The 20,877-nt window shown below is 60.7% G+C and carries 20 protein-coding genes and 6 tRNA genes; 19 read left to right on the top strand and 7 right to left on the bottom strand.

Translation table 11 applies throughout. The features are described 5' to 3' along the window. Nucleotides 1-25: 25 nt before the first annotated feature. From rluD to ACIPZF_RS09290, 8 genes are all read left to right on the top strand, one after another. Nucleotides 26-988, top strand: coding sequence for a 23S rRNA pseudouridine(1911/1915/1917) synthase RluD (rluD, locus tag ACIPZF_RS09325; RefSeq protein WP_400798015.1), 963 nt, complete (start codon nucleotides 26-28; stop codon nucleotides 986-988). Then, nucleotides 985-1,725, top strand: coding sequence for a peptidoglycan editing factor PgeF (pgeF, locus tag ACIPZF_RS09320; RefSeq protein WP_400798013.1), 741 nt, complete (start codon nucleotides 985-987; stop codon nucleotides 1,723-1,725). The genes rluD and pgeF overlap by 4 nt, the downstream gene beginning before the upstream one ends. Before the next feature lie 248 nt (nucleotides 1,726-1,973). After that, the gene (gene clpB / locus ACIPZF_RS09315; RefSeq protein ID WP_400798010.1) at nucleotides 1,974-4,538 is read left to right on the top strand and encodes an ATP-dependent chaperone ClpB; all 2,565 of its coding nucleotides are present in this window, start codon (nucleotides 1,974-1,976) and stop codon (nucleotides 4,536-4,538) included. A gap of 432 nt (nucleotides 4,539-4,970) precedes the next feature. Then, nucleotides 4,971-5,046: transfer RNA gene (locus ACIPZF_RS09310), tRNA-Asn, on the top strand. Between the two features lie 2 nt (nucleotides 5,047-5,048). Next, nucleotides 5,049-5,125 (top strand) — tRNA-Pro (locus ACIPZF_RS09305). A 6-nt stretch (nucleotides 5,126-5,131) separates the two neighbouring features. Next, nucleotides 5,132-5,207 (top strand) — tRNA-Lys (locus ACIPZF_RS09300). A gap of 48 nt (nucleotides 5,208-5,255) precedes the next feature. Beyond that, nucleotides 5,256-5,332 (top strand) — tRNA-Pro (locus ACIPZF_RS09295). 5 nt (nucleotides 5,333-5,337) lie between these two features. Beyond that, a tRNA-Lys gene (locus tag ACIPZF_RS09290) sits at nucleotides 5,338-5,413 on the top strand. A 249-nt stretch (nucleotides 5,414-5,662) separates the two neighbouring features. On the opposite strand, the gene ACIPZF_RS09285 is transcribed toward ACIPZF_RS09290, so the two are convergent. The 3 genes from ACIPZF_RS09285 to ACIPZF_RS09275 all read right to left on the bottom strand — a co-directional run bounded on the left by ACIPZF_RS09285 (nucleotide 5,663) and on the right by ACIPZF_RS09275 (nucleotide 7,979). Further along, a complete protein-coding gene (locus ACIPZF_RS09285; RefSeq protein ID WP_400798007.1) occupies nucleotides 5,663-6,958 on the bottom strand; it encodes an NAD(P)/FAD-dependent oxidoreductase in 1,296 nt (431 codons plus the stop codon). A gap of 84 nt (nucleotides 6,959-7,042) precedes the next feature. Then, complete coding sequence (locus ACIPZF_RS09280) at nucleotides 7,043-7,216, bottom strand: DUF3094 domain-containing protein (RefSeq protein ID WP_346615901.1); 174 nt, start codon at nucleotides 7,214-7,216, stop codon at nucleotides 7,043-7,045. Nucleotides 7,217-7,349: 133 nt separating this feature from the next. After that, nucleotides 7,350-7,979: a DUF1780 domain-containing protein gene (locus ACIPZF_RS09275; RefSeq protein WP_400798005.1), complete on the bottom strand. Its 630-nt coding sequence runs from the start codon at nucleotides 7,977-7,979 to the stop codon at nucleotides 7,350-7,352. A gap of 97 nt (nucleotides 7,980-8,076) precedes the next feature. On the opposite strand from ACIPZF_RS09275, the gene ACIPZF_RS09270 reads away from it, so the two are divergent. Then, entirely contained in the window at nucleotides 8,077-8,760 is a 684-nt protein-coding gene (locus tag ACIPZF_RS09270; RefSeq protein ID WP_400798003.1) for an energy-coupling factor ABC transporter permease, read from the top strand. A gap of 134 nt (nucleotides 8,761-8,894) precedes the next feature. Here the strand turns inward: ACIPZF_RS09270 and yacG are convergent, their stop codons facing one another. The 4 genes from yacG to ACIPZF_RS09250 are packed head-to-tail and all read right to left on the bottom strand — an operon-like array spanning nucleotide 8,895 to nucleotide 11,792. Further along, nucleotides 8,895-9,095, bottom strand: a complete 201-nt coding sequence (gene yacG / locus ACIPZF_RS09265) for a DNA gyrase inhibitor YacG (protein ID WP_167059234.1) — start codon at nucleotides 9,093-9,095, stop codon at nucleotides 8,895-8,897. After that, nucleotides 9,092-9,715 carry a dephospho-CoA kinase gene (gene coaE / locus ACIPZF_RS09260; RefSeq protein WP_400798000.1) on the bottom strand — a complete coding sequence of 208 codons (624 nt, stop codon included), beginning with the start codon at nucleotides 9,713-9,715 and terminating at the stop codon, nucleotides 9,092-9,094. The genes yacG and coaE overlap by 4 nt, the downstream gene beginning before the upstream one ends. After that, nucleotides 9,715-10,581: a prepilin peptidase gene (locus tag ACIPZF_RS09255; RefSeq protein ID WP_400797997.1), complete on the bottom strand. Its 867-nt coding sequence runs from the start codon at nucleotides 10,579-10,581 to the stop codon at nucleotides 9,715-9,717. Before ACIPZF_RS09255 ends, coaE begins: the two co-directional genes overlap by 1 nt. 2 nt (nucleotides 10,582-10,583) lie before the next feature. Next, complete coding sequence (locus ACIPZF_RS09250; RefSeq protein WP_400797994.1) at nucleotides 10,584-11,792, bottom strand: type II secretion system F family protein; 1,209 nt, start codon at nucleotides 11,790-11,792, stop codon at nucleotides 10,584-10,586. Between the two features lie 215 nt (nucleotides 11,793-12,007). Here ACIPZF_RS09250 and ACIPZF_RS09245 point away from each other — a divergent pair, with 215 nt between their 5' ends. From ACIPZF_RS09245 to ACIPZF_RS09200, 10 genes are all read left to right on the top strand, one after another. Next, complete coding sequence (locus ACIPZF_RS09245; protein ID WP_400797991.1) at nucleotides 12,008-12,418, top strand: pilin; 411 nt, start codon at nucleotides 12,008-12,010, stop codon at nucleotides 12,416-12,418. Nucleotides 12,419-12,488: 70 nt separating this feature from the next. Beyond that, nucleotides 12,489-12,564 (top strand) — tRNA-Thr (locus tag ACIPZF_RS09240). A 161-nt stretch (nucleotides 12,565-12,725) separates the two neighbouring features. Continuing rightward, nucleotides 12,726-14,015: a phage integrase central domain-containing protein gene (locus tag ACIPZF_RS09235; protein WP_270149557.1), complete on the top strand. Its 1,290-nt coding sequence runs from the start codon at nucleotides 12,726-12,728 to the stop codon at nucleotides 14,013-14,015. Nucleotides 14,016-14,286: 271 nt separating this feature from the next. Continuing rightward, on the top strand, nucleotides 14,287-15,075 hold the full coding sequence (locus ACIPZF_RS09230) for a hypothetical protein (RefSeq protein ID WP_400797988.1): 789 nt from the start codon (nucleotides 14,287-14,289) through the stop codon (nucleotides 15,073-15,075). A 69-nt stretch (nucleotides 15,076-15,144) separates the two neighbouring features. Then, nucleotides 15,145-15,405, top strand: a complete 261-nt coding sequence (locus ACIPZF_RS09225; protein ID WP_069943425.1) for an AlpA family transcriptional regulator — start codon at nucleotides 15,145-15,147, stop codon at nucleotides 15,403-15,405. Continuing rightward, the gene (locus tag ACIPZF_RS09220; RefSeq protein ID WP_069943424.1) at nucleotides 15,402-15,734 is read left to right on the top strand and encodes a hypothetical protein; all 333 of its coding nucleotides are present in this window, start codon (nucleotides 15,402-15,404) and stop codon (nucleotides 15,732-15,734) included. The genes ACIPZF_RS09225 and ACIPZF_RS09220 overlap by 4 nt, the downstream gene beginning before the upstream one ends. 540 nt (nucleotides 15,735-16,274) lie before the next feature. After that, complete coding sequence (locus ACIPZF_RS09215; RefSeq protein WP_400797984.1) at nucleotides 16,275-16,559, top strand: hypothetical protein; 285 nt, start codon at nucleotides 16,275-16,277, stop codon at nucleotides 16,557-16,559. Next, on the top strand, nucleotides 16,556-16,840 hold the full coding sequence (locus tag ACIPZF_RS09210; RefSeq protein ID WP_400797981.1) for a DUF3077 domain-containing protein: 285 nt from the start codon (nucleotides 16,556-16,558) through the stop codon (nucleotides 16,838-16,840). Before ACIPZF_RS09215 ends, ACIPZF_RS09210 begins: the two co-directional genes overlap by 4 nt. After that, nucleotides 16,837-19,731: a DUF927 domain-containing protein gene (locus tag ACIPZF_RS09205; protein ID WP_069943421.1), complete on the top strand. Its 2,895-nt coding sequence runs from the start codon at nucleotides 16,837-16,839 to the stop codon at nucleotides 19,729-19,731. The genes ACIPZF_RS09210 and ACIPZF_RS09205 overlap by 4 nt, the downstream gene beginning before the upstream one ends. Before the next feature lie 86 nt (nucleotides 19,732-19,817). Next, nucleotides 19,818-20,675: a hypothetical protein gene (locus tag ACIPZF_RS09200; protein WP_400797978.1), complete on the top strand. Its 858-nt coding sequence runs from the start codon at nucleotides 19,818-19,820 to the stop codon at nucleotides 20,673-20,675. Nucleotides 20,676-20,877: the final 202 nt, after the last annotated feature.

Below are 20,877 nucleotides of genomic sequence, written 5' to 3'. Positions count from 1 at the left end.
AGGCTGTGCGCCCGCCGAATCGAGCATGTCCGAGATCATTCAACTTAGCGCAGAGGTACCGTCCGAACTGGGCGGTCAACGCCTCGACCAGGTCGCCGCCCAATTGTTCGCTGAATACTCGCGTTCGCGGCTTACTACGTGGATCAAAGAGGGCCGTCTGACGGTCGATGGCGCCGTCGTGCGCCCGCGTGACACCGTGCATGGTGGCTCGATGTTGGCCCTGGAGGCCGAGCAAGAGGCCCAGGGCGACTGGGTCGCCGAAGACATCGAGCTGGATATCGTCTATGAAGACGAGCACATCATGGTGATCAACAAGCCTGCCGGGCTTGTCGTGCACCCGGCCGCCGGTCACGCCAGCGGTACGTTGCTCAATGCCTTGCTGCACCACGTGCCAGACATCATCAACGTACCGCGTGCCGGTATCGTCCATCGCCTGGACAAAGACACCACCGGTCTGATGGTCGTCGCCAAGACCCTGCAGGCGCAGACCAACCTGGTCGAGCAGCTGCAGAGCCGAAGCGTCAGCCGTATCTACGAATGCATCGTGGTCGGAGTGGTGATCGCCGGTGGCAAGATCGACGCCCCGATCGGCCGTCATGGTGGCCTGCGTCAGCGCATGGCGGTGACCGACGGTGGCAAGCCGGCGGTCAGCCACTACCGGGTGCTCAAGCGCTTCCGTTCGCACACCCATGTGCGGGTCAAGCTGGAAACCGGCCGTACCCACCAGATTCGTGTGCACATGGCGCATGTTGGTTATCCGTTGGTCGGCGACCAGACGTACGGCGTGCGTTTCCGTATTCCGCCAGCGGCCAGCGTGGCCATGGTCGAGGCGGTCAAGACCTTCCCGCGCCAGGCGCTGCATGCGCGTTTCCTGGCGCTGCGCCACCCCATCACCGGTGAAGTGATGAAGTGGGAATCGCCACTGCCAGATGATTTCACCTGGCTGCTGTCGCTGCTCAACCAGGACCGCGAGAGCTTTATCGGATGAGTGGCCTGGCGCAGTCGCTGCTGTTCCCCGACTGGCCCGCCCCGGCCTCGGTTCGCGCCTGCGTCACCACTCGTCAGGGCGGCATCAGCCTGCCGCCCTACGAATCTTTCAATCTGGGCGACCACGTCGGCGACGCGCCGCAGGCGGTCGCCGAAAATCGCCGCCGCCTGAGCGATGAATTCGCCATCCAGCCCGCCTGGCTCAAGCAGGTGCATGGCCTGGTGGTGGCGGATGCCGACCCATCCATGGTCGCTGAGGCCGACGCCAGCTGGACCGACCAGCCCGGCATCGCCTGCACCGTGATGACGGCCGACTGCCTGCCCGCGCTGTTCTGCGACCGCGCCGGTACCCGTGTGGCGGCAGCCCATGCCGGCTGGCGAGGATTGGCCGGTGGCGTGCTGGAAGCCACCCTCGATCGCTTGGCATTGCCACCTGAAGACGTGCTGGTATGGCTCGGCCCGGCGATCGGCCCGCAGGCGTTCGAGGTGGGACTGGAAGTGCGTGATGCCTTCACCGCCATTCACCCGGAGGCTGCCGAAGCCTTTGTCGAAGGTGAGCGCCCGGGCAAGCTGATGGCCGACATTTACACGCTCGCACGCATTCGCCTGGCGGCGCGTGGGGTGAGGGCGGTTTACGGTGGCGGTTTGTGCACGGTCAGCGATGCGCGTTTCTTTTCCTATCGCCGCACCCCGCAGGGTGGGCGCTTTGCTTCATTGGTCTGGTTAGATCCTCGCTGACTGCTCCGGCTCTTCGCGGGCAAGCCCGCTCCCACAGGTCCACCACCGACTTCGAGAGAGTGATATCCCTGTGGGAGCGGGCTTGCCCGCGAAGAATGCACCGCTAATCCATCCGACTGACCCCGGTCAACCCCGCTACGCTTGAATCTTCCAGAATCACCCTTATCTATAAGGGCATCTGAGGCAGGTTTCTTCATGAACAGGCGCTGTCCATCGCTCCGACCTGCCCTTTAAAGGAAGGTACTCCCATGCGAATAGACCGTTTGACCAGCAAACTTCAATTAGCCATATCCGATGCCCAGTCTCTGGCCGTCGGCATGGACCACCCCGCCATCGAGCCCCTGCACCTGCTGCAGGCGCTGATCGAGCAGCAAGGTGGTTCGATCAAGCCGCTGCTGATGCAGGTCGGCTTCGACATCAACAGTCTGCGCCAGACGCTGGTGAAAGAACTCGACCAGCTGCCGAAAATCCAGAATCCCACTGGCGACGTGAACATGTCGCAGGACCTGGCGCGCCTGCTCAACCAGGCCGACCGCCTGGCCCAGCAGAAAGGTGACCAGTTCATTTCCAGCGAGCTGGTGCTGCTCGCCGCCATGGACGAAAACAGCAAGCTCGGCAAGCTGCTGCTGAGCCAGGGCGTGAGCAAGAAGGCCCTGGAGAACGCCATCAACAACCTGCGTGGCGGCGCGGCGGTGAACGACGCCAACGCCGAAGAATCGCGCCAGGCCCTGGACAAGTACACCGTCGACCTGACCAAGCGTGCCGAAGACGGCAAGCTCGACCCAGTGATCGGCCGTGACGACGAAATCCGCCGCACCATTCAGGTGCTGCAGCGCCGGACCAAGAACAACCCGGTGTTGATCGGTGAACCCGGCGTGGGCAAGACCGCCATTGCCGAAGGCCTGGCCCAGCGCATCATCAACGGTGAAGTACCCGACGGCCTCAAAGGCAAGCGCCTGCTGGCGCTGGACATGGGCGCACTGATCGCCGGTGCCAAGTACCGTGGTGAGTTCGAAGAGCGCCTCAAGTCGCTGCTCAACGAGCTGTCCAAGCAGGAAGGCCAGATCATCCTGTTCATCGACGAGCTGCACACCATGGTCGGCGCCGGTAAAGGCGAGGGCGCCATGGACGCCGGCAACATGCTCAAGCCGGCCCTGGCCCGTGGCGAGCTGCATTGCGTTGGTGCCACCACGCTCAACGAATACCGCCAGTTCATCGAGAAGGACGCCGCATTGGAGCGTCGCTTCCAGAAAGTGCTGGTGGAAGAGCCGAGCGAGGAAGACACCATCGCCATCCTGCGCGGCCTGAAAGAACGCTATGAAGTGCACCACAAGGTGGCCATCACCGACGGCGCGATCATTGCTGCGGCCAAGCTCAGCCATCGCTACATCACCGACCGCCAGCTGCCGGACAAGGCCATCGACCTGGTCGACGAAGCGGCCAGCCGCATCCGCATGGAGATCGACTCCAAGCCGGAAGTGCTCGACCGCCTCGACCGTCGCCTGATCCAGCTGAAGGTGGAATCCCAAGCGCTGAAGAAAGAAGAAGACGAAGCGGCGAAAAAACGCCTGGAAAAACTCCAGGAGGAAATCGAGCGCCTGGAGCGCGAGTATTCCGACCTGGAAGAAATCTGGGCGTCCGAAAAAGCAGAAGTGCAGGGCTCTGCGCAGATCCAGCAAAAGATCGAGCAGGCCCGCCAGGAGCTGGAAGCCGCCCGTCGCAAAGGCGACCTGAGCCGCATGGCCGAGCTGCAGTACGGGGTGATCCCGGACCTGGAGCGCAGCCTGCAGATGGTCGACCAGCATGGCAAGACCGACAACCAGCTGCTGCGCAACAAGGTGACCGAGGAAGAAATTGCCGAAGTGGTGTCCAAGTGGACTGGCATCCCGGTGTCCAAGATGCTCGAAGGCGAGCGTGAGAAGCTGCTGAAGATGGAAGACCTGCTGCACCAGCGCGTGATCGGTCAGCACGAAGCCGTCACCGCCGTGGCCAACGCCGTGCGTCGTTCGCGCGCCGGCCTGTCCGACCCGAACCGGCCGAGTGGTTCGTTCCTCTTCCTCGGCCCGACCGGCGTGGGCAAGACCGAGCTGTGCAAGGCGCTGGCCGAATTCCTGTTCGATACCGAAGAGGCTATGGTGCGCATTGATATGTCCGAGTTCATGGAGAAACACTCCGTGGCTCGCCTGATTGGTGCCCCTCCAGGGTATGTGGGTTATGAAGAGGGCGGTTACCTGACCGAAGCGGTACGCCGCAAGCCTTACTCGGTGGTGCTGCTGGACGAGGTGGAGAAGGCCCACCCGGATGTGTTCAACGTGCTGCTGCAGGTGCTCGAAGACGGCCGCCTGACCGACAGTCATGGTCGCACCGTGGACTTCCGCAACACCGTGATCGTGATGACCTCCAACCTGGGCTCGGCACAGATCCAGGAACTGGCCGGTGACCGTGAGGCACAGCGTGCGGCGGTGATGGATGCGGTGGGGGCGCACTTCCGTCCGGAGTTCATCAACCGGATCGACGAGGTAGTGGTGTTCGAACCACTGGGCCGCGAGCAGATCGCCGGTATTACCGAGATCCAGCTGGGCCGCCTGCGCAGCCGCCTGGCCGAGCGCGAACTGGCGCTGAGCCTGAGCCCGGAGGCGTTGGACAAGCTGATCGCGGTGGGTTACGACCCGGTGTATGGCGCACGGCCGCTGAAGCGGGCGATCCAGCGCTGGATCGAGAACCCGCTGGCGCAACTGATCCTGGCAGGGAAATTCCTGCCTGGCACCGCGATCACGGCCAAGGTGGAAGGCGAAGAAATCGTCTTTGCATAAGCAGCTGCATCATGAGCCCCGCTTCGGCGGGGCTTTTTTTGCCTGTTTTCCTGGGGTGATCACAGTTTTCGACAGTGCCGCATCTCCTGTGGGAGCGGGCTTGCCCCGCGAAGAGGTCCGCTCAAACACAGGAAAATCAGGCCCTTCCGACTTTTTTACATAACCTGCTGAAATTTTTGAAATTTCTGCTTGCATCCCAAATCGAGTGCCCCTAATATACGCCGCGTTGTCAGCCACTCAGCGAATCACCAGCAACACCGGCGATCGCAAAACAACTTACAAATCAGTAAGTTGAATGAAAAAAAGGGGTTGACAAGCAAAACGAAGAATGTAGAATAGCCGGCCTCAGCAGCGACAAAGCGAAAGCAGCGAAGCTGAAGAGATCGAAGCTAACACAGACTTCGAAGCAGTAAAGATGTACCGAAGTTCAGTTCCGCGATAGCTCAGTCGGTAGAGCAAATGACTGTTAATCATTGGGTCCCTGGTTCGAGTCCAGGTCGCGGAGCCACTCGGGGTGTAGCGCAGTCCGGTAGCGCGCCTGCTTTGGGAGCAGGATGTCAGGAGTTCGAATCCCCTCACCCCGACCATTTTCCGGGTCGTTAGCTCAGTTGGTAGAGCAGTTGGCTTTTAACCAATTGGTCGTAGGTTCGAATCCTACACGACCCACCATATAAAGAGGGCATCTCAGCAGAGGTGCCCTTTTTATTATGTAACACCCGGGGTGTAGCGCAGTCCGGTAGCGCGCCTGCTTTGGGAGCAGGATGTCAGGAGTTCGAATCCCCTCACCCCGACCATTTTCGGGTCGTTAGCTCAGTTGGTAGAGCAGTTGGCTTTTAACCAATTGGTCGTAGGTTCGAATCCTACACGACCCACCATGTAAAAAGGGCATCTCGCATGAGATGCCCTTTTTCTTTGTGCGGCGCAAAGCTAGAAAGCTGCGCGATGCCTGTGCCATATACCGCAGCGCCTGCTTCGCGGCTAATCCGCTCCTACCGGCGAAATGCCTCAGGCGGTATGCAATCCCTGTGGGAGCGGCTTTAGCCGCGAAACAGGCAACGCGGTGAATGGCACCGGCTTCGCCAGTGTTCGCGGCTGAAGCCGCTCCCACGGAGGCCCCGGCACCGTCAGTGCAGCTTCAACCGCGGCTCCGTACCCCGGCCAATCTTGCTGCCCAGCATCATCATCGCCGTGCGGAAGAACCCATACAGCGCCATCTGGTGCATGCGGTACAACGACACATAGAACATCCGCGCCAGCCAGCCTTCCAGCTTCACGCTGCCCATCAGGTTGCCCATCAGGTTACCCACCGCCGAGAAGCGCGACAGCGACACCAGCGAACCATAGTCCTTGTAGGTGTAGGTCGGCAGTGGCTTGTTCTCCAGGCGCGCCTTCAGGCTCTTGGCGAGCATTTCGGCCTGCTGGTGCGCCGCCTGGGCACGTGGCGGCACGTTGCGGTCGCTGCCAGGCTGCGGGCAGGCGGCGCAGTCGCCAAAGGCGAAGATGTCATCGTCGCGGGTGGTCTGCAGGGTAGGGCGCACTACCAGCTGGTTGATCCGGTTGGTTTCCAGGCCGTCGATGTCCTTTAGGAAGCCCGGTGCACGAATGCCCGCTGCCCAGACCTTCAGGCTGGCCTGGATTACTTCGCCGCTGGCGGTCTTCAGGCCATCGGCCGTCACCTCACTGACTGCAGCGTTGGTCATTACCGTCACGCCGAGTTTTTCCAGGGTCTTGTGCACCGGCACGCTGATGCGTTCTGGCAGCGCCGGCAGCACGCGCGGGCCAGCTTCGATCACGGTGATGTGCATGTCTTTGGGCTGGATGCGGTCCAGGCCATAGGCGGCCAGCTCATGGGCGGCGTGGTGCAGCTCTGCCGCCAGCTCAACACCGGTGGCGCCAGCGCCGACGATGGCCACGCTGATTTTTTCACTGGCCTGGTCGCCAGCATGGGCGCGCAGATAGTGATTGAGCAATTGCTGATGGAAGCGCTCGGCCTGCTTGCGGGTGTCCAGGAACAGGCAGTGCTGCGCTGCGCCCAGGGTGCCGAAGTCGTTGGTGTTGCTGCCCACAGCGATCACCAGGGTGTCGTAGCTCAGGGTGCGCGCGGGCACCAGCTCACGGCCCTCTTCATCGAGGGTGGCGGCGAGTTGGATCTGTTTGCCTTCACGGTCCAGGCCACTCATGCGCCCCAACTGGAAGTTGAAGTGGTTCCACTTGGCCTGGGCCACGTAGTTCAGTTCGTCTTCCGAGGAGTTGAGCGAGCCAGCGGCCACTTCGTGCAACAGAGGCTTCCAGATGTGCGTGAGGTTGGCGTCGACCAGGGTGATCTCGGCCTGCTTGCGCTTGCCCAGGGTTTTACCCAGGCGGGTCGCCAGTTCCAGGCCGCCGGCGCCGCCGCCGACAATCACGATGCGATGAGTCATGGGGATATCTCATAAGGTTTACGGAATTCGTGGCCCTTTGGGCCGGCCGCAAACTGCATGAGGGGAGGGCGAGCGCAAGGTAGCTCATAGCACCAGTCCACTCAACAGGCGGCTGATGAGACCCAACCCGATGGTCACCGCCAGCACCAGCACCAGGAGCAGCCACGGCCGGAAAGGCTTGCGCTCGACTTGGTGCTGGGGGGCTTGCAGGTACTCATCGACACGACGCTGATCTTCAGGATTCAGTCGGCTGGTCATGGTAGGGCCTCGTCAGGTAGACGTATGTGACTGCCGGAACGCTACAGCGTTCGGGCAAGTACTTGAGGTAAATGATAAAGCTTTCTGTCCCTGGCGCCGAGTGTACGCCATCGCAATGACTCTCGGCACTGGATCAAAGACTGATGCCGACGTCGAAAACGATGCTGCGCCCCAGGTTGCCGCGCAGGAAATCCGGCGCGTCGGGGTGGGCGAACAGCACTCGGGCAAAGGTCGGGCCGACCAGCGACAGCGAGCGCCAGCCCTGGCGCAGGTACTCGGTGGGTGGCGGGAAGTGGGTGTTGAGGTCGAGCACTTCGCGCTTGAGGCTGGCGAAGGCGATGATGTCCAGCTCATTCAGCTCCAGCCCGCGTTCCCGGTAGTTGTGCGCCTTCTTGCGCAAGGTCGGCGCCAACCGCGCCAGCAGCTCGGTGGCGGCGATGCGCCGGGGCCGTGCCTCACGCCGTACCAGTTGGGCCAGGGAAAAGGCACTGCGCCGCCGCTGCAGCTCTTCGCGCCACTCGTCGTTGAGCCGACGCCCCTCGTCGAGCACGAAAAACACTTCGAATGAGGCATCGCGGAACAGCACATCGGGCGGCTCCTGGCCGGCCGGCGTGAAATCCTCGCTGCGATAGGGAATGTTCAGCCCCTGCAGCAGGCGCTGGCATACCCAACGCTCCCGCTCCCATTTGCGTGCATTGGAGAGGAAGGCGTTGGCTTGTTCGGCCTGGATGGTAAGCAGGCGCAGGTAGTCTGAGTCATCCATGCAGACAAGCTTAGACGCTAAACCATGACGTTAAGATGCTGTTTTGAATGGGTCTAGACTCAAGTTTATCCACAGGCTCGACAGGGGCATTCGATCGGTGATCAGCGCGCAGGTCTTGTCCGACACCAGCCTTACCCTCGGCTGGCTCGGTTATGTGCCTTTATTGCTCTGGGCGACCAGCCGCAGCCGCTGGCTGGAGCTGTTCGCCGACAGCCGTCGGCAGCATCTGCTGTTCGGTACGGTGTTCTGCCTGTTTGCGCTGTGGCTGGTGAGGCGTGACTTCGATACCGGCGTGTCGTATCACTTCATTGGTATGACTGCGGTGACCTTGCTGCTGGACTGGCCGCTGGCCGTGCTCGGCGGGTTTCTTGCCCAGCTCGGGTTGCTGGCGCTGGGGCGTCAGGACCTTGCGGCGCTTGGGGTCAACGGATTGCTGCTGATTGGCCTGCCGGTGCTGATCACCGAGGTATGCGCGATTCTGGTTGAACGAGCGCAGCCGCGTAACCTGTTCGTTTATATCTTCTGTTCGGGGTTCTTCCCGGCGGCATTGACCGTATTGATTTGCGTGCCAGTGGCGCTGGGGGTGCTGTGGTGGGATGGGCTTTTCGCGATGCCGGAGTGGCTCAGCGACTTCGTTGGCTACCTGTGGCTGATGATGTTTCCGGAAGCCTTCATCAACGGCATGGTGATCAGTGCGCTGGTGGTGTTCAGCCCGGAGTGGCTGGAGACCTTCAACCGCAGCCGGTATCTACAGGCGCCATGGAAGGATGATGAGCGATAGCCTTGTATTGGCTGTGCCGGCCTCTTCGCGGGCAAGCCCGCTCCCACAGGTTCACCACCGACTTCGGGAGAGTGATGTACCTGTGGGAGCAGGCTTGCCCGCGAAGAGGCCCGAACAGGCACGCACTGTTTACCTCAGTGCCGCGGCTCCAGATCCCCCGAAAACAACTCATCTTCAGAGTCCGGCGCCACCGGAATCTTATGTTCCTCCGCCGCCCAGGCCCCGAGGTCAATCAGCTTGCAGCGATCGGAACAGAACGGCCGGAACGCGCTCTTCTCGTTCCATTCCACAGGTGCGCCACAGGTCGGGCAGTCGACGGTCAATGGCTGGCTCATGGCTGGCCTCCTCGTAAAGTCAGGTAAAAGTGGTGCAGGCGGTCAATCCGCTGATGCAGCGCGGCGAGGTCGCCGTCATTGACCACCACGTCGTCGGCGTGGCCCAAGCGCTCCTCACGGGCCAGCTGGGCCTTGAGAATCGCCTGCACCTGCTCGGCACTGGTGTTATCCCGCGCCAGGGTTCGGGCCACCTGGAGCTCTGCTGGCGCATCGATCACCAGCACCCGCTGGACCTTCTGGTGCTGGCCAGACTCGATCAGCAGCGGCGACACATACACCGCATAGGGTGACTCGGCCTTGGCCAAATAGCTGAATATTTCCTGCCCAATCAGCGGGTGCAGCAGCTGTTCCAGCCATTTGCGCTGGGCCGGGTCGGCGAAAATCAACTGGCGCAGCGCTGCACGATCAAGCTGGCCGTCGTCCTGCAGCACGCCTGGGCCGAAGCGCTCGACGATGCTCGCCAGGGCCGGGCGGCCAGGTTCGACCACCCAGCGCGCGGCCTGGTCAGCATCGACCAGGTGCACGCCAAGCTCGACGAAGCGCTCGGCGGCGGCACTTTTGCCGCTGCCGATGCCGCCGGTGAGGCCAAGTATCCAGGGGGTGAACGCCGCAGTGGTCATCAGAATCCAAGCAGTTGCAGGTAGGAGGCGTATATTTCATCACCCCAGAGCACAGCAATCCACCCCGCAATCGCCAGATAAGGGCCAAAAGGTATCGCCGTGCCGACCGAGTGCTTGCGCAGGCGCAGCAGGCACAGGCCGACAACCGCGCCAACCACCGACGACAACATCAGGGTCAGGGGTAGCACCTGCCAGCCGCCCCATGCGCCTACCATGGCCAGCAACTTGAAATCGCCATAGCCCATGCCTTCCTTACCGGTGATCAGTTTGAACAACCAGTAAACTGTCCACAGGCTGAGGTAACCCGCCACCGCGCCCCACAGGGCATCGGACAACGGCACCACGGTGTCGAAGGCATTGACGATCAGCCCCAGCCAGAGCGTCGGCAGCACCAGCACATCCGGCAAGATCTGCTGGTCATGGTCGATCAGGCTCAGCGCCAACAGGCTCCAGGTAAAGAACAGCAGGGCGATTGCCGTAACACCCGCGCCGTAGTGCCAGGCCACCACCATCGAGAGCAACGCGCAGCCCACCTCGACCAGGGGATAGCGCGAACTGATCGGATGCTTGCAAGCCGAACAGCGCCCGCGCAAGGCCAGGAAGCTCAGCACCGGAATGTTTTCCCAGGCGCGGATCGAGTGCCCACAATGCGGGCAGCGTGAAGCGGGCAAGCACAGGTCGAAGCGCTCATGCTCACCGGTTGGCAGCCCCAGCACCTCCTGCGCCTCACGCTGCCATTGGCGCTCCAGCATGATCGGCAGGCGGTGCACCACCACATTGATGAAGCTGCCGAGCAACAGGCCCAGCACCGCCACCAGGGTGATGAAATACGCTGGCTGCTGCGCCAGTAAAGTCCATGCAGTCATGTTCAGATCAAACTACCCAACTGGAAGATCGGCAGGTACATCGCCACCACCAGGCCGCCAACCAACAGGCCCAGGATCAGCACGATGGCCGGCTCCAGCAGGCTGGTCAACTGGTCCAGCGCCTGGCTGACCTGTTCCTCATAATGGCTGGCGGCTTTGCCCAGCATCTGGTCCAGCGTACCACTGGATTCGCCGATGGCCGTAAGCTGCACCAGCAGTGGCGGGAACAGCCTCTCCAGCGCCATCGCCTGATTCAGCCCCTGCCCATTGGCCATGCTTTGGCGCAGCCGCAGGATTGCCTGTTCGTGCAAGTCACTGCCGCTGGCTTTGGCCACTGTACCCAGTGCATCCAGCAAGGGCACACCAGCGGCGTAAGCCGTTGCCAGGCTGCGTGCAAACCGGGCCAGCGCCGCCTGCCCCAACAGTCCGCCAAGCACTGGCAGTCGAAGCACTTGGCAAGCTATCCACAGGCGCGCTGGCGCATGCTTCCGATAAACCTGGCGCACGCCCACAGCGAGCGCAACTGCACTGATCAACAGCATGGGAGCAAGGCGGCCCAGCCCTGTGGACAAGTCAATGACCCACTGCGTGAACGCCGGCAAAGCCGCATCGAAGCCGGCAAACAAACTCTGAAACCGCGGAATCACTTCCAGCAACAAAATCGCCGAGACGCCCAGCCCGGTGAGCAACAGCAGCAGTGGATAAAGCATCGCCTTACGTACCCGTTTGCGCAGCGCCTGGCCCTGCTCCAGCATGCCCGCCAGCTGTTCGAGCTGCCGGTCCAGCGTGCCGGACTGCTCCCCCACCCGCACCAGATTGCAGTACAAGGCGTCGAACCACAGCGGATGGCGCTGCAACGCATCCGCAAACCCCAGCCCCGCCGCCACATCCTGTTTCAATCGCTCCAGCAGCGCCGCCTGCCCAGCCCCGCAACCGCTGCGCCCCATCACCTCGAACGCCTGCAACAACGGCACCCCGGCCTTGAGCAAGGTCGCCAACTGCCGGCTGAAACCCGCCGGGTCACGCTTTTCTGGCTGCTTCGGCCAACGCCATGCCAGCCCGCCTGCCGGCCGCACGCGGGTGACACGAATACCCTGCCGCTGCAGGCCGGCACGCACGTAAGCCAGGCTACGCCCCGCCACCTGGCCGCTGACCACCGCGCCGTTGGCGTCGGTGCCATGCCATGCGTAAAGCTGTGTTGAATGGTTCATGCAAAGGTCCTTTTTTGCTCGTGTGACAAGCCTGGAAACAGCTTGCCGCGTCCATGAATAGGCGCGCTTCCCTGATGCTCACTAGAGTAGTTCAGCGAAGATGACGCCCTGGCAGGCAGGGGTGACAAAAGGTGTCTGTTCAGGCCTACTGCGCCGCTGCCAGCCGGGGTCGAGATTGACCTCAATGCATACGCGTATCAAAAAGGAAACTGTTCATGAAAGGGCAACGCGGTATCACCCTGATCGAACTGATGATCGTCGTCGCGATCATCGGCATCCTGGCGACCATCGCCATTCCGATGTACACCAACCACCAGTCACGCACCAAGGCAGCCGCCGGGTTGCTCGAGATCTCCGCGCTGAAGACGGCGATGGATTTGCGGTTGAACGAGGGCAAGGACGTGGCGGATGTAGCCTCGTTGGGAGGCCAGCCCACGACCTCGCATTGTGCGATCACAGCCCAGGGCACGGCTGCTGACGGTAGCGGCAGCCTCACCTGCACCCTGGTCGATGCGCCGGCCAATGTGGTCGGTAAAGCCCTGACGCTGACCCGCTCGGCCAGCGGGTGGAGCTGCACCACCACTATCGAAGAAGACCTGGCGCCAGGCGGTTGCAAAGGGGCCTGAGGGTAGGGCAATAAGTCAGGGGAAACAGGGGTTTGCGTAACGGGTGCGGCAGTGGTACGTTGCGCTACACGCCGGTGTAGCTCAGTCGGTAGAGCAGCGCACTCGTAACGCGAAGGTCGCAGGTTCGATTCCTGTCTCCGGCACCAGAGACCAGTTTCCAGAAGTCTATGACTGTCTACGAAACACCCCGCAAAGCCCGCCTAGCGCGGGCTTTGTTGTTTCTGTCTGTCTCGTTTTGTCTCTGGGCATCTATGCGATTTAGGGATATGGTTAGGGATATCTCGGTTCGACAAGGAAACGTATCCCTATGGCGCGCACAGTGGTGCCTCTCACCGATCCCAAATGTGATGCGGCCAAGCCTCGGGAGAAGGACTACAAGCTGTTCGATGGCAAAGGCCTCTACCTGCTGGTGAAGCCGTCAGGCGTCAAGACTTGGCGTATGAAGTACACCAAACCTGATGGCCGTGATGGTTTAGCAACGTTTGGCAACTATCCGGCGCTCGGCTTGAAAGCGGCCAGGGAGCGACGCGCTCAGGCGCTTGAACTCCTTGCTGCTGGGAAAGACCCCATCGAGCAGGCGCGCTTGGACAAACAGGAAGCGGTCAATGCCCGGGCGAATACCTTCCGTTTGCTTGCACAGGAATGGCATGCGGCCTGCGCTCGTAAGTGGACACCTGGTCATGCCTCCACAGTTTGGCGACGCATTGAATCCCACCTGTTGCCCACTCTCGGTGATCGTCCGGTCGCGGAGCTGAAAACACGGGATCTGCTTGTTCCGCTGAAAGCGGCGGAAAAGCGGGATACCTTGGATACGGCTGCACGCCTACGCCAGTACATGACGGGCATCCTCCGTATGGCGGTTCAGCATGGTCATCTAGATTTCAATCCTGCGATCGATCTGCAAGGCGCCACGGCTACCCGCAAAACAGCGCACCGGCCTGCTTTGCCATTCGAGCGCTTACCTGAGCTTCTCCAGCGGATAGATGCCGACAGCGGGCGCGGCCTGACCAAGCTTGCGGTGCAGCTAACCATGTTGGTGTTCATCCGCTCCAGCGAGCTCCGCTTCGCTCGCTGGGGAGAGATAGACATGGGGAGGCTGATGTGGGAAATCCCTGGCGAAAGGGTGGCTATTGAGGGGGTGAAGAACTCCCATCGAGGCTCCAAGATGAGCACGCCACACTTGGTGCCGCTCAGCCGACAGGCTGTAGAGGTGCTGGAGAAAGTTCGTAACCTCACTGGTCGTTTCGATCTGGTGTTTGCGGGTGACCACAATCACTGGAAGCCCATGAGCGAGAACACCGTGAACAAAGCGCTGCGACGAATGGGGTATGACACCAAAGCAGAGGTATGCGGCCATGGTTTTCGGACAATGGCCTGTTCTGCACTGGTTGAGTCTGGACTTTGGAGTAAAGACGCGGTCGAGCGGCAAATGAGCCACCAAGAGAGAAACACAGTACGTGCCGCCTACATTCACAAGGCTGAGCACTTACAAGAGCGGAGGCTTATGGTGCAGTGGTGGGCCGACTATCTGGATGCTAATCGCAGGGATGCAATTACTCCCTATGATTTTGCCCATGGGAGGTCCCTCCATCCATGAAGCAGACTGAGATGATGGTGGAGGGCATGACAATGCTTGTCCCATCAAAAGCCGGTGTACCAGGTGTAACCCGTGTAACGGATCAGGCCAAGACGCTGAAATCATTGGGGATTAGGCACGTAACACAGGCCAAAATATTTTCGTACACCTGGTGTAACCTCGCCGTCCCGTGTAACGCCAATAGCCCCTCGCCCGCCTGCTGGCCTATGCGCATGCTCTCTAAGGTCAATGCAAATCGCGGGCTCGGCGCAAACTTCCGGGGCGTGGGGGAATGTTGATGCAGCGTGACTCGTGGTCTATTGAAGGGCTGGCCATCCACCCAACCCGGACTGAATCCAGGACCATAAGGGAACATCTGAAGCGTCTTCCAATTTTCAGCGGCTACGCTCCAGAGGTTGATGCCGTGCTGAATATCATAGAGATCTGCCGCCACTGGCTCCCGGAAGAAATCGGCGCAGAGCTGAGCAATGCTGCGCTGCGACACAATGACGCGATTTATCAGGTGATTTCTCACTATGGGGCTAGCCAGTTAGCGGCCCAGCTTCGCAGCTTCACCGACCTCGAAGCGGCAACAGATATACAGCTTATTGCCGCTTTCGCACTGGCAAGTGCAGTCCATGCCTTATGCGGCTTAGCCGAGCACCTGAGTACACCCGGGCAGGAAATACCGGCACTTGAGTATTATCAGATGCACCTCAACTGCATTGAGAACTACGTGCCTGGTGCTAGCGCCTGGCTAGATCCTGATGAAAATGCAGCATGCTGCGAGATAGGCGACTTGGCCAACGCAGCGTCGAGGCATGCGGACACCAAAATCGACGGGGTGTTGAGTAGGATTGCTCGGCGTCGGGAAGGCTTGGAGAGCCGTGATCAATCCATCGAAGCGAAAGCGCTGGAACTCATCAACGCAGGAACAGCCATGCACAATCTGAACAGCAAGCTACGTGCCTGGCAGGAGCGCGAAACAGGGGCGTCGCTATCGAAAGTTCAGATGGGGACAATCCTAAAGCGCATTCCCTGGCTGGGTTATAACCCTCCCAGTTCACTAAGCAAAAAGTAAAGTGAACGTTCACAGCTAGGTAGCCCCTGCATAGGCTCCGCCCTGTAAAACCAATACAGGGATACAGCCATGACACTCCAATCCGCACCGCTGGCCGGCGCCGCAATCGATCAGCCGGCCAGGCTCATTCGCATGAAAGAAGTTGTAGAGCTCGTGGGGCTTGCACGCCCAACGATCTACAAGCTGATGAGTCAACCTGAAAGCACCTTCCCTCAGCCTGTGAAACTCACTGACAGCACCGCCCGCGGCGCTCCCGTGGCTTGGGTTCTATCTGAAGTTCAGGCCTGGACGCACGCTCGTATCGCTGCGCGTGACAAGGTGGCCGCATGACGCCCATTTTCCTCCCTCACGCAGCGCTCGATGCAATCGACGAACTGGGTCAAAAGGCTCCAACACATGGGCGGTTGGCGCGCTTGCAAAAACTTCGGGACGAAGCGCTGGCCAAAGGGGCGCACGTTCTGCTGCTGATTTGGCCGACTCTCGATTGGGGGCTACTGGCTATCGAGACGCCTGGCGACGTGACGATTCGAGATGCGGCGCAGTTGGTTCCCAACGTGCTCGCCAATCCCGATGCACTAGGGCAGATGTATGAAAAGGCGCGGCAAGGCCGCAATCTCACCTGGCTCAAGCTTGAGCGCCGCCCGGTCGCCGCCCACTAACGAGAACGCCCCCGGCTGCAACCGAGGGCGTCTGAGGATATTCACTTTGCCCGCCTACTCTATGCCATGGCCCAGAGCCATGCAACCTGCCCGCACCTATCAGCTTGCGCCTCGTCGGCTCACACGTTACTCTTCGCAGGTCGCTGCAAATTCAGCGACCGGGTTTGGCGACCCGACGAAATCAAGGCGCACAAGCGCCCCTATCACGAATGCAGGCGCTTTTTTTGTGCCCGCATTCCCGTGTTATGGCGGCTGTGCGTGGGAGACCTTCGGGTCTGCCGGGTTCCTTGATTCCCGGTTCGCCAACCTGCGCACAGCTGCCACCCTAAATCGTTTGGCGACGATCAGTGGCAGCTCCTCAAATCAAGGAGCTCCGCCCATGCACGCCCTCAATCCGTCTGCCCTCCAGAACCACATTGCTGCCCTGAAGGCCCGTGCCATTGCGGCACTGCACGCCGACTCGTCCCTCTCCGTCCGCTTGGCGCGTTACAACGCTGCGATGGCCCGTGCTCGCGCCCTGGAAGCAAACGGGGGTGCCCAATGACCAATCCAACACAGCACTTTTCTCAGCCAGAAGACTTGCTATGCATGACAGCAAATGCGCCGGTAGGCGTCCCGATTGATGCGCTCACCTGCGCCATTGAGCGAGCCCAAGCAGTGCTGTGCTTGGTAGAGGATCAGTTTGAGAGTGAGCACGGGCAACGCCTGGCTAATAGTGTGATCCTCGGCGCCCTGTGGGATGTGCGCGGAACGCTGGAGCAGATTCGTACCCTGGTCGTGCATGCCGATGACTCGACACAGGTCGCGGAAGGGGGCCGGAAATGAACGGGCACCTTCAGGTCAATACCGTAGGTGGGGCCACCTTCTCTAAGCACAACTCGTTGAATCAACCGCTCTTCAAGGTCTGCCCGGGTGTTTCCGGTGAGGAAGCATTGGAGCAGGCATCGGTGCTCATGAACTGCGTGAACAAACTGACCCAGCTGGCTGGCGTGAGCGAAGACAACAATGCACTGGTGTGGGCGGCACATTATCTGGGCGAGCAGGCAAAGGCGCTTGTCGATGATGTAACCACTGGGATTCAGATTGCCGAGGGTGGCCAAGCATGAGCAGGACCAGACCCAACTCCCGACATCCGACCTTTGCCCAGGTCAAAGCGGCCTCCCTGGCGGCGATTGATCGCGTGTTAGCTCACTGGCTTCCCAATGGCAAGCGTGTAGACGGCGGCAAGGAATACACCGCCCCCAACCCAACCCGAGCTGACAAGCATTCAGGATCGCTCAAGGTGAACCTGGCCAAAGCTACCTGGTGCGACTTCGCCACCGGTGACAAAGGCGGCGATTTGATCGACCTGGTACGCTACCTTGATCGCGGCACCGATGTGGAAGCTTGCAACAAGCTGGCGGCTTTCCTCGGTGTCGAGGCAACGAATAGCACCAATGTCACACCACCCACTGGCCAGGCCAAAAAGCCCGAGTGGGTGCCCATGTTGCCCATTCCTGAGCAGGCAATGCAGAAGGTGCTGCAAGCGCACCGGCAGCACGGTAAACCTTCCAAGGTTTGGATTTACCGTGACGCCAACGGTCAGCCACTTCTGGTGCTGTACCGCTTCGACCTCGGGCCGGATGAGAGCGGCACGGCGCGCAAAGTCTTCGCGCCTCTCACCTGGTGTAAACACTCCGCTAACGGCTCGCTGGCCTGGCGCTGGCAGGGCTTACCGGAGCCACGCCCGCTCCTGCGCCTCGATGACCTGGCTAAACGTCCTTCGGCACCAGTCGTAGTGTGCGAGGGTGAAAAGGCCGCCGATGCCGCTGCCGAGCTGTTGCCCGAGTACGTTGCCACCTGCTGGCCTAACGGGACGAACTCTTGGCAGAAGGCTGATTTCGCGGCGCTAGCCGGGCGTGACGTATTGCTGTGGCCAGATAACGACGCTCCAGGCTTGAAGTGCATGGATGCCTTGGCCGATCACCTTCGGAAGCTTGGAACTGCCTCGGTTCAGACGGTAGCTTTGACTGTATTCAGGCAACTCCCTGGTATGGACGGTGAGCGCCCCACTTTCGCGCCAGGCGGTGAGTGGCGCGAAGGTGACGATGCGGCGGATGCCCAATCCAAAGGCTGGACAGCCCAACACTTGTCGGAGCTGCAACGCACCGGGGAGCTGTCTGCCCTCGCACCTGCCACCACGCCCAACCCCACCAAGCAGAGCAAAGCCACTGACCAGGCCAAGCCCCAATCCGAGAAGAAAACCGCCCCGGCCCCGAGCGGCTTTCGTGTCACAAAGGATGGGGTGTTCTATGCCGGTGAAGATGGCGAAGCACGACCGGTTTGTTCACGGTTAGAGATATTGGCTCGCACCCGAGACGAAAAGGGCCACGGTTGGGGCCTGCTGGTGGAGTTCGATGATCCCGACGGGGCCAGCAAGCGCCTTAACATTCCGGCCAGGGCAATGGCGGGCGATTTTGGCAAGGAAGTACTTGCGCCACTGGTTGATATGGGGCTGCGCCTGGCACCCGTGCGCACTGCTCGCAATTCGCGCAACGACCTACAGAGCTACCTGCAAGGCTATGACGGTTCCGAGCGCGCCCGCTTGGTAACTCGCCTGGGCTGGCATGGGGACGCCTATCTGGTGCCGGATCGGCAGATAGGGGCCAGTACTGAATATCTCCATTTCTACGAGGCCGGCGCCCAGCTCCCGCCCGTCACTCAATCGGGCACGCTGGAGCAGTGGCAACAGCACATCGGCGCATTGTGTGTGGGCAATAACCGCTTGGCATTCGTAGTGTGCGTGGCTTTTGCTGGGGCAGTGCTGCATTTGCTCGGGCATGAATCGGGCGGTTTCCATCTGTACGGCGACAGCTCGGGCGGAAAGACCACCCACTTGCAGGTCGCGGCCTCAGTTTGGGGTGGGCCGCGCCTGGTGCGCTCCTGGCGCTCTACTGATAACGCCCTGGAAAGTATCGCGGCAGCGCACTCGGACGGGTTGCTGGTGCTCGATGAGATCGGGATGTGTGACCCGAGAATCATCGGGGAAACGGTCTATATGTTAGGCAACGGCACCGGCAAGGCGCGGGCCAATGATCGCGGGTTGAGCGGGCGCCAAGTACAAGAATGGCGGTTGCTGTTCCTTTCCACTGGAGAAAAGACCCTTGCGCAACACATGGCCGAAGCAAACAAGGACCTGAAAGCAGGGATGGAGGTGCGGCTACTTGCCGTCCCAGCCGATGCTAGCAAAGGGCTTGGGCTGTTCGAGGAGCTGCATGGCTTCGACGATGCCGCTGCCTTGTCGGATGCGCTTAAGGCGCGGGTGGCCAAGTTTTACGGCTCACCTGCCCTTGCCTTCCTGTCGGCCCTCTGCGACCCGACCAAGTTGCGCGCCTATACAGCCATGGTGCGCAGCACAGTGGAGCGCTTCACGACTGAAGCCCTACCTGCCAGCGCTAGCGGCCAGGCCCAGCGTGCCGCAACCCGCTTCGGTTTGGCCGCGGCGGCGGGAGAGCTGGCCACCGCCTTGGGTGTTACGGGATGGCCGGACGGTTTGGCACTCGACTCCGCCCGCGTGTGTCTGAATGCCTGGCTGGCTGAGCGAGGAGGGGCTGGAAACATGGAAGGTGATGCGATTCTCGCCCGCCTGCGCCAGGTGATTGAGCGTTTTGGGGAGAGCCGCTTTACACGCTGGGAGTCGACCGCTGCCAAGGTAGACGAGCACGGCCCCCGCACTATTGACCGGCTCGGCTTTCGCAAGTCGATGGAGCACGGCATGGGTGACACGTCGCACACGACGACGACGTATTACGTACTTCCCGAAGCTTGGCGCTCTGAAATCTTCCGAGGCATGAATATCAATGCAGTGAACAAAGAGCTGCTGAGACGTCGGGTATTAGAGCCTGGCAAAGATGGCAAGGCCTCCACCTCTGTGCGCCTGCCCGGCCTCGGACTACAGCGCTGCTACGTCGTCGTGACGATCCCTGAACTGGCTGAGAACGAAGCACAGGCTGCTTGAACTACCTCTAAACCCACGAGGTAGTGTCGGCAACATATGGCCTTGCCAGCCTCGCACAAACCACTTCCAATCATTAGGTATTGATCATGAAAGAACTGAAAAAGCAGCGTGACGAATTGATTGCAGAGCGGGATTCTCTCGAAGATAGCATTCCGGGCCTGAGAGCTGCGTGGGAGGCAACACCGAGTAACTGGGACCGTCATGGCAATTGTATTGGCAGCCCTGAAAGTACGGCGGCTATGAATAAGCTTTCCAGCGCAGAGGGTCGCTTGCGCAGTATTCCTGGTGCTATTGAGCGAATCGAACGCGAGATCAGCTATCAGGAAAGTTTGGCGAATGCGAAGCAGGCCAAGACAAAGGCTCGTCAAGTCATGTCAGATTCAGTTAACACGGTAACTTCACTGGAGAGCACTCGTACGCTTATTCTTGAGCGCCTACAAGCGATCCAAAAAGAATCAAATCTAGTCTTCGAGAGGGCGCAGCAAGCTGAGATTGAGGCTGCGAACCTCTACGCACGCAACGTCGCAACCGGTAATAGTGAGGGCGAACAGGCCGCAAGCATTGCGATGGAGAGAGCTAGCACCTTGCTCATTGAGGCTGATGAACATGCAAGGCGCCAAGAACTGATTGTCGCTGCATTGCAGGCGGAAATTGAGGCGCTTGATGCTCAGATCTCCAAGGTTAAGCAGGAGTCTAGCCAAGCTCAGGACAGCGCTCTACGCGCAACCGCTTTGGCCCTCGGCGATGAATGGAATCGCTTGGCCAAGCAACTTGCCGCTGTGGGCTCTCGAATTCTCGCCGCAGACCATCATCGAGGTAGCGGGAGCATGATGTTGTCAGACCTGTCGATCCCGCTCTTCGGCCCTTCAGGCAGAGGGCTCGACCGCGACGACGTGCTAGAGGGAGCTAAAGGCATCACCCTAACAGACCTGATCGAAGCGTAACCCCGAAACAGCCCGCAGATGCGGGCTGTTTGTTATTGCTATGGTTACGTTGATTCCGTCATAAAGCAGCTTGGCCAAGCTCGCGGTCCAATAGGGTTCGAGAACAGCCAGCTACGACGGACCGCTCTCGACCCGTAGCCGCCTTACGCGACAGGCGGCTAACGGCCAAAAACATGAGCTGACGATTAAGAGCACGAAAGTC

Origin of the sequence: Pseudomonas sp. NPDC089752, assembly GCF_044748725.1 — a bacterium.
Lineage (GTDB): Bacteria > Pseudomonadota > Gammaproteobacteria > Pseudomonadales > Pseudomonadaceae > Aquipseudomonas.
The sequence above is the reverse complement of the archived record's forward strand: the minus strand, read 5'-3'. Positions and strand labels throughout refer to the sequence as shown.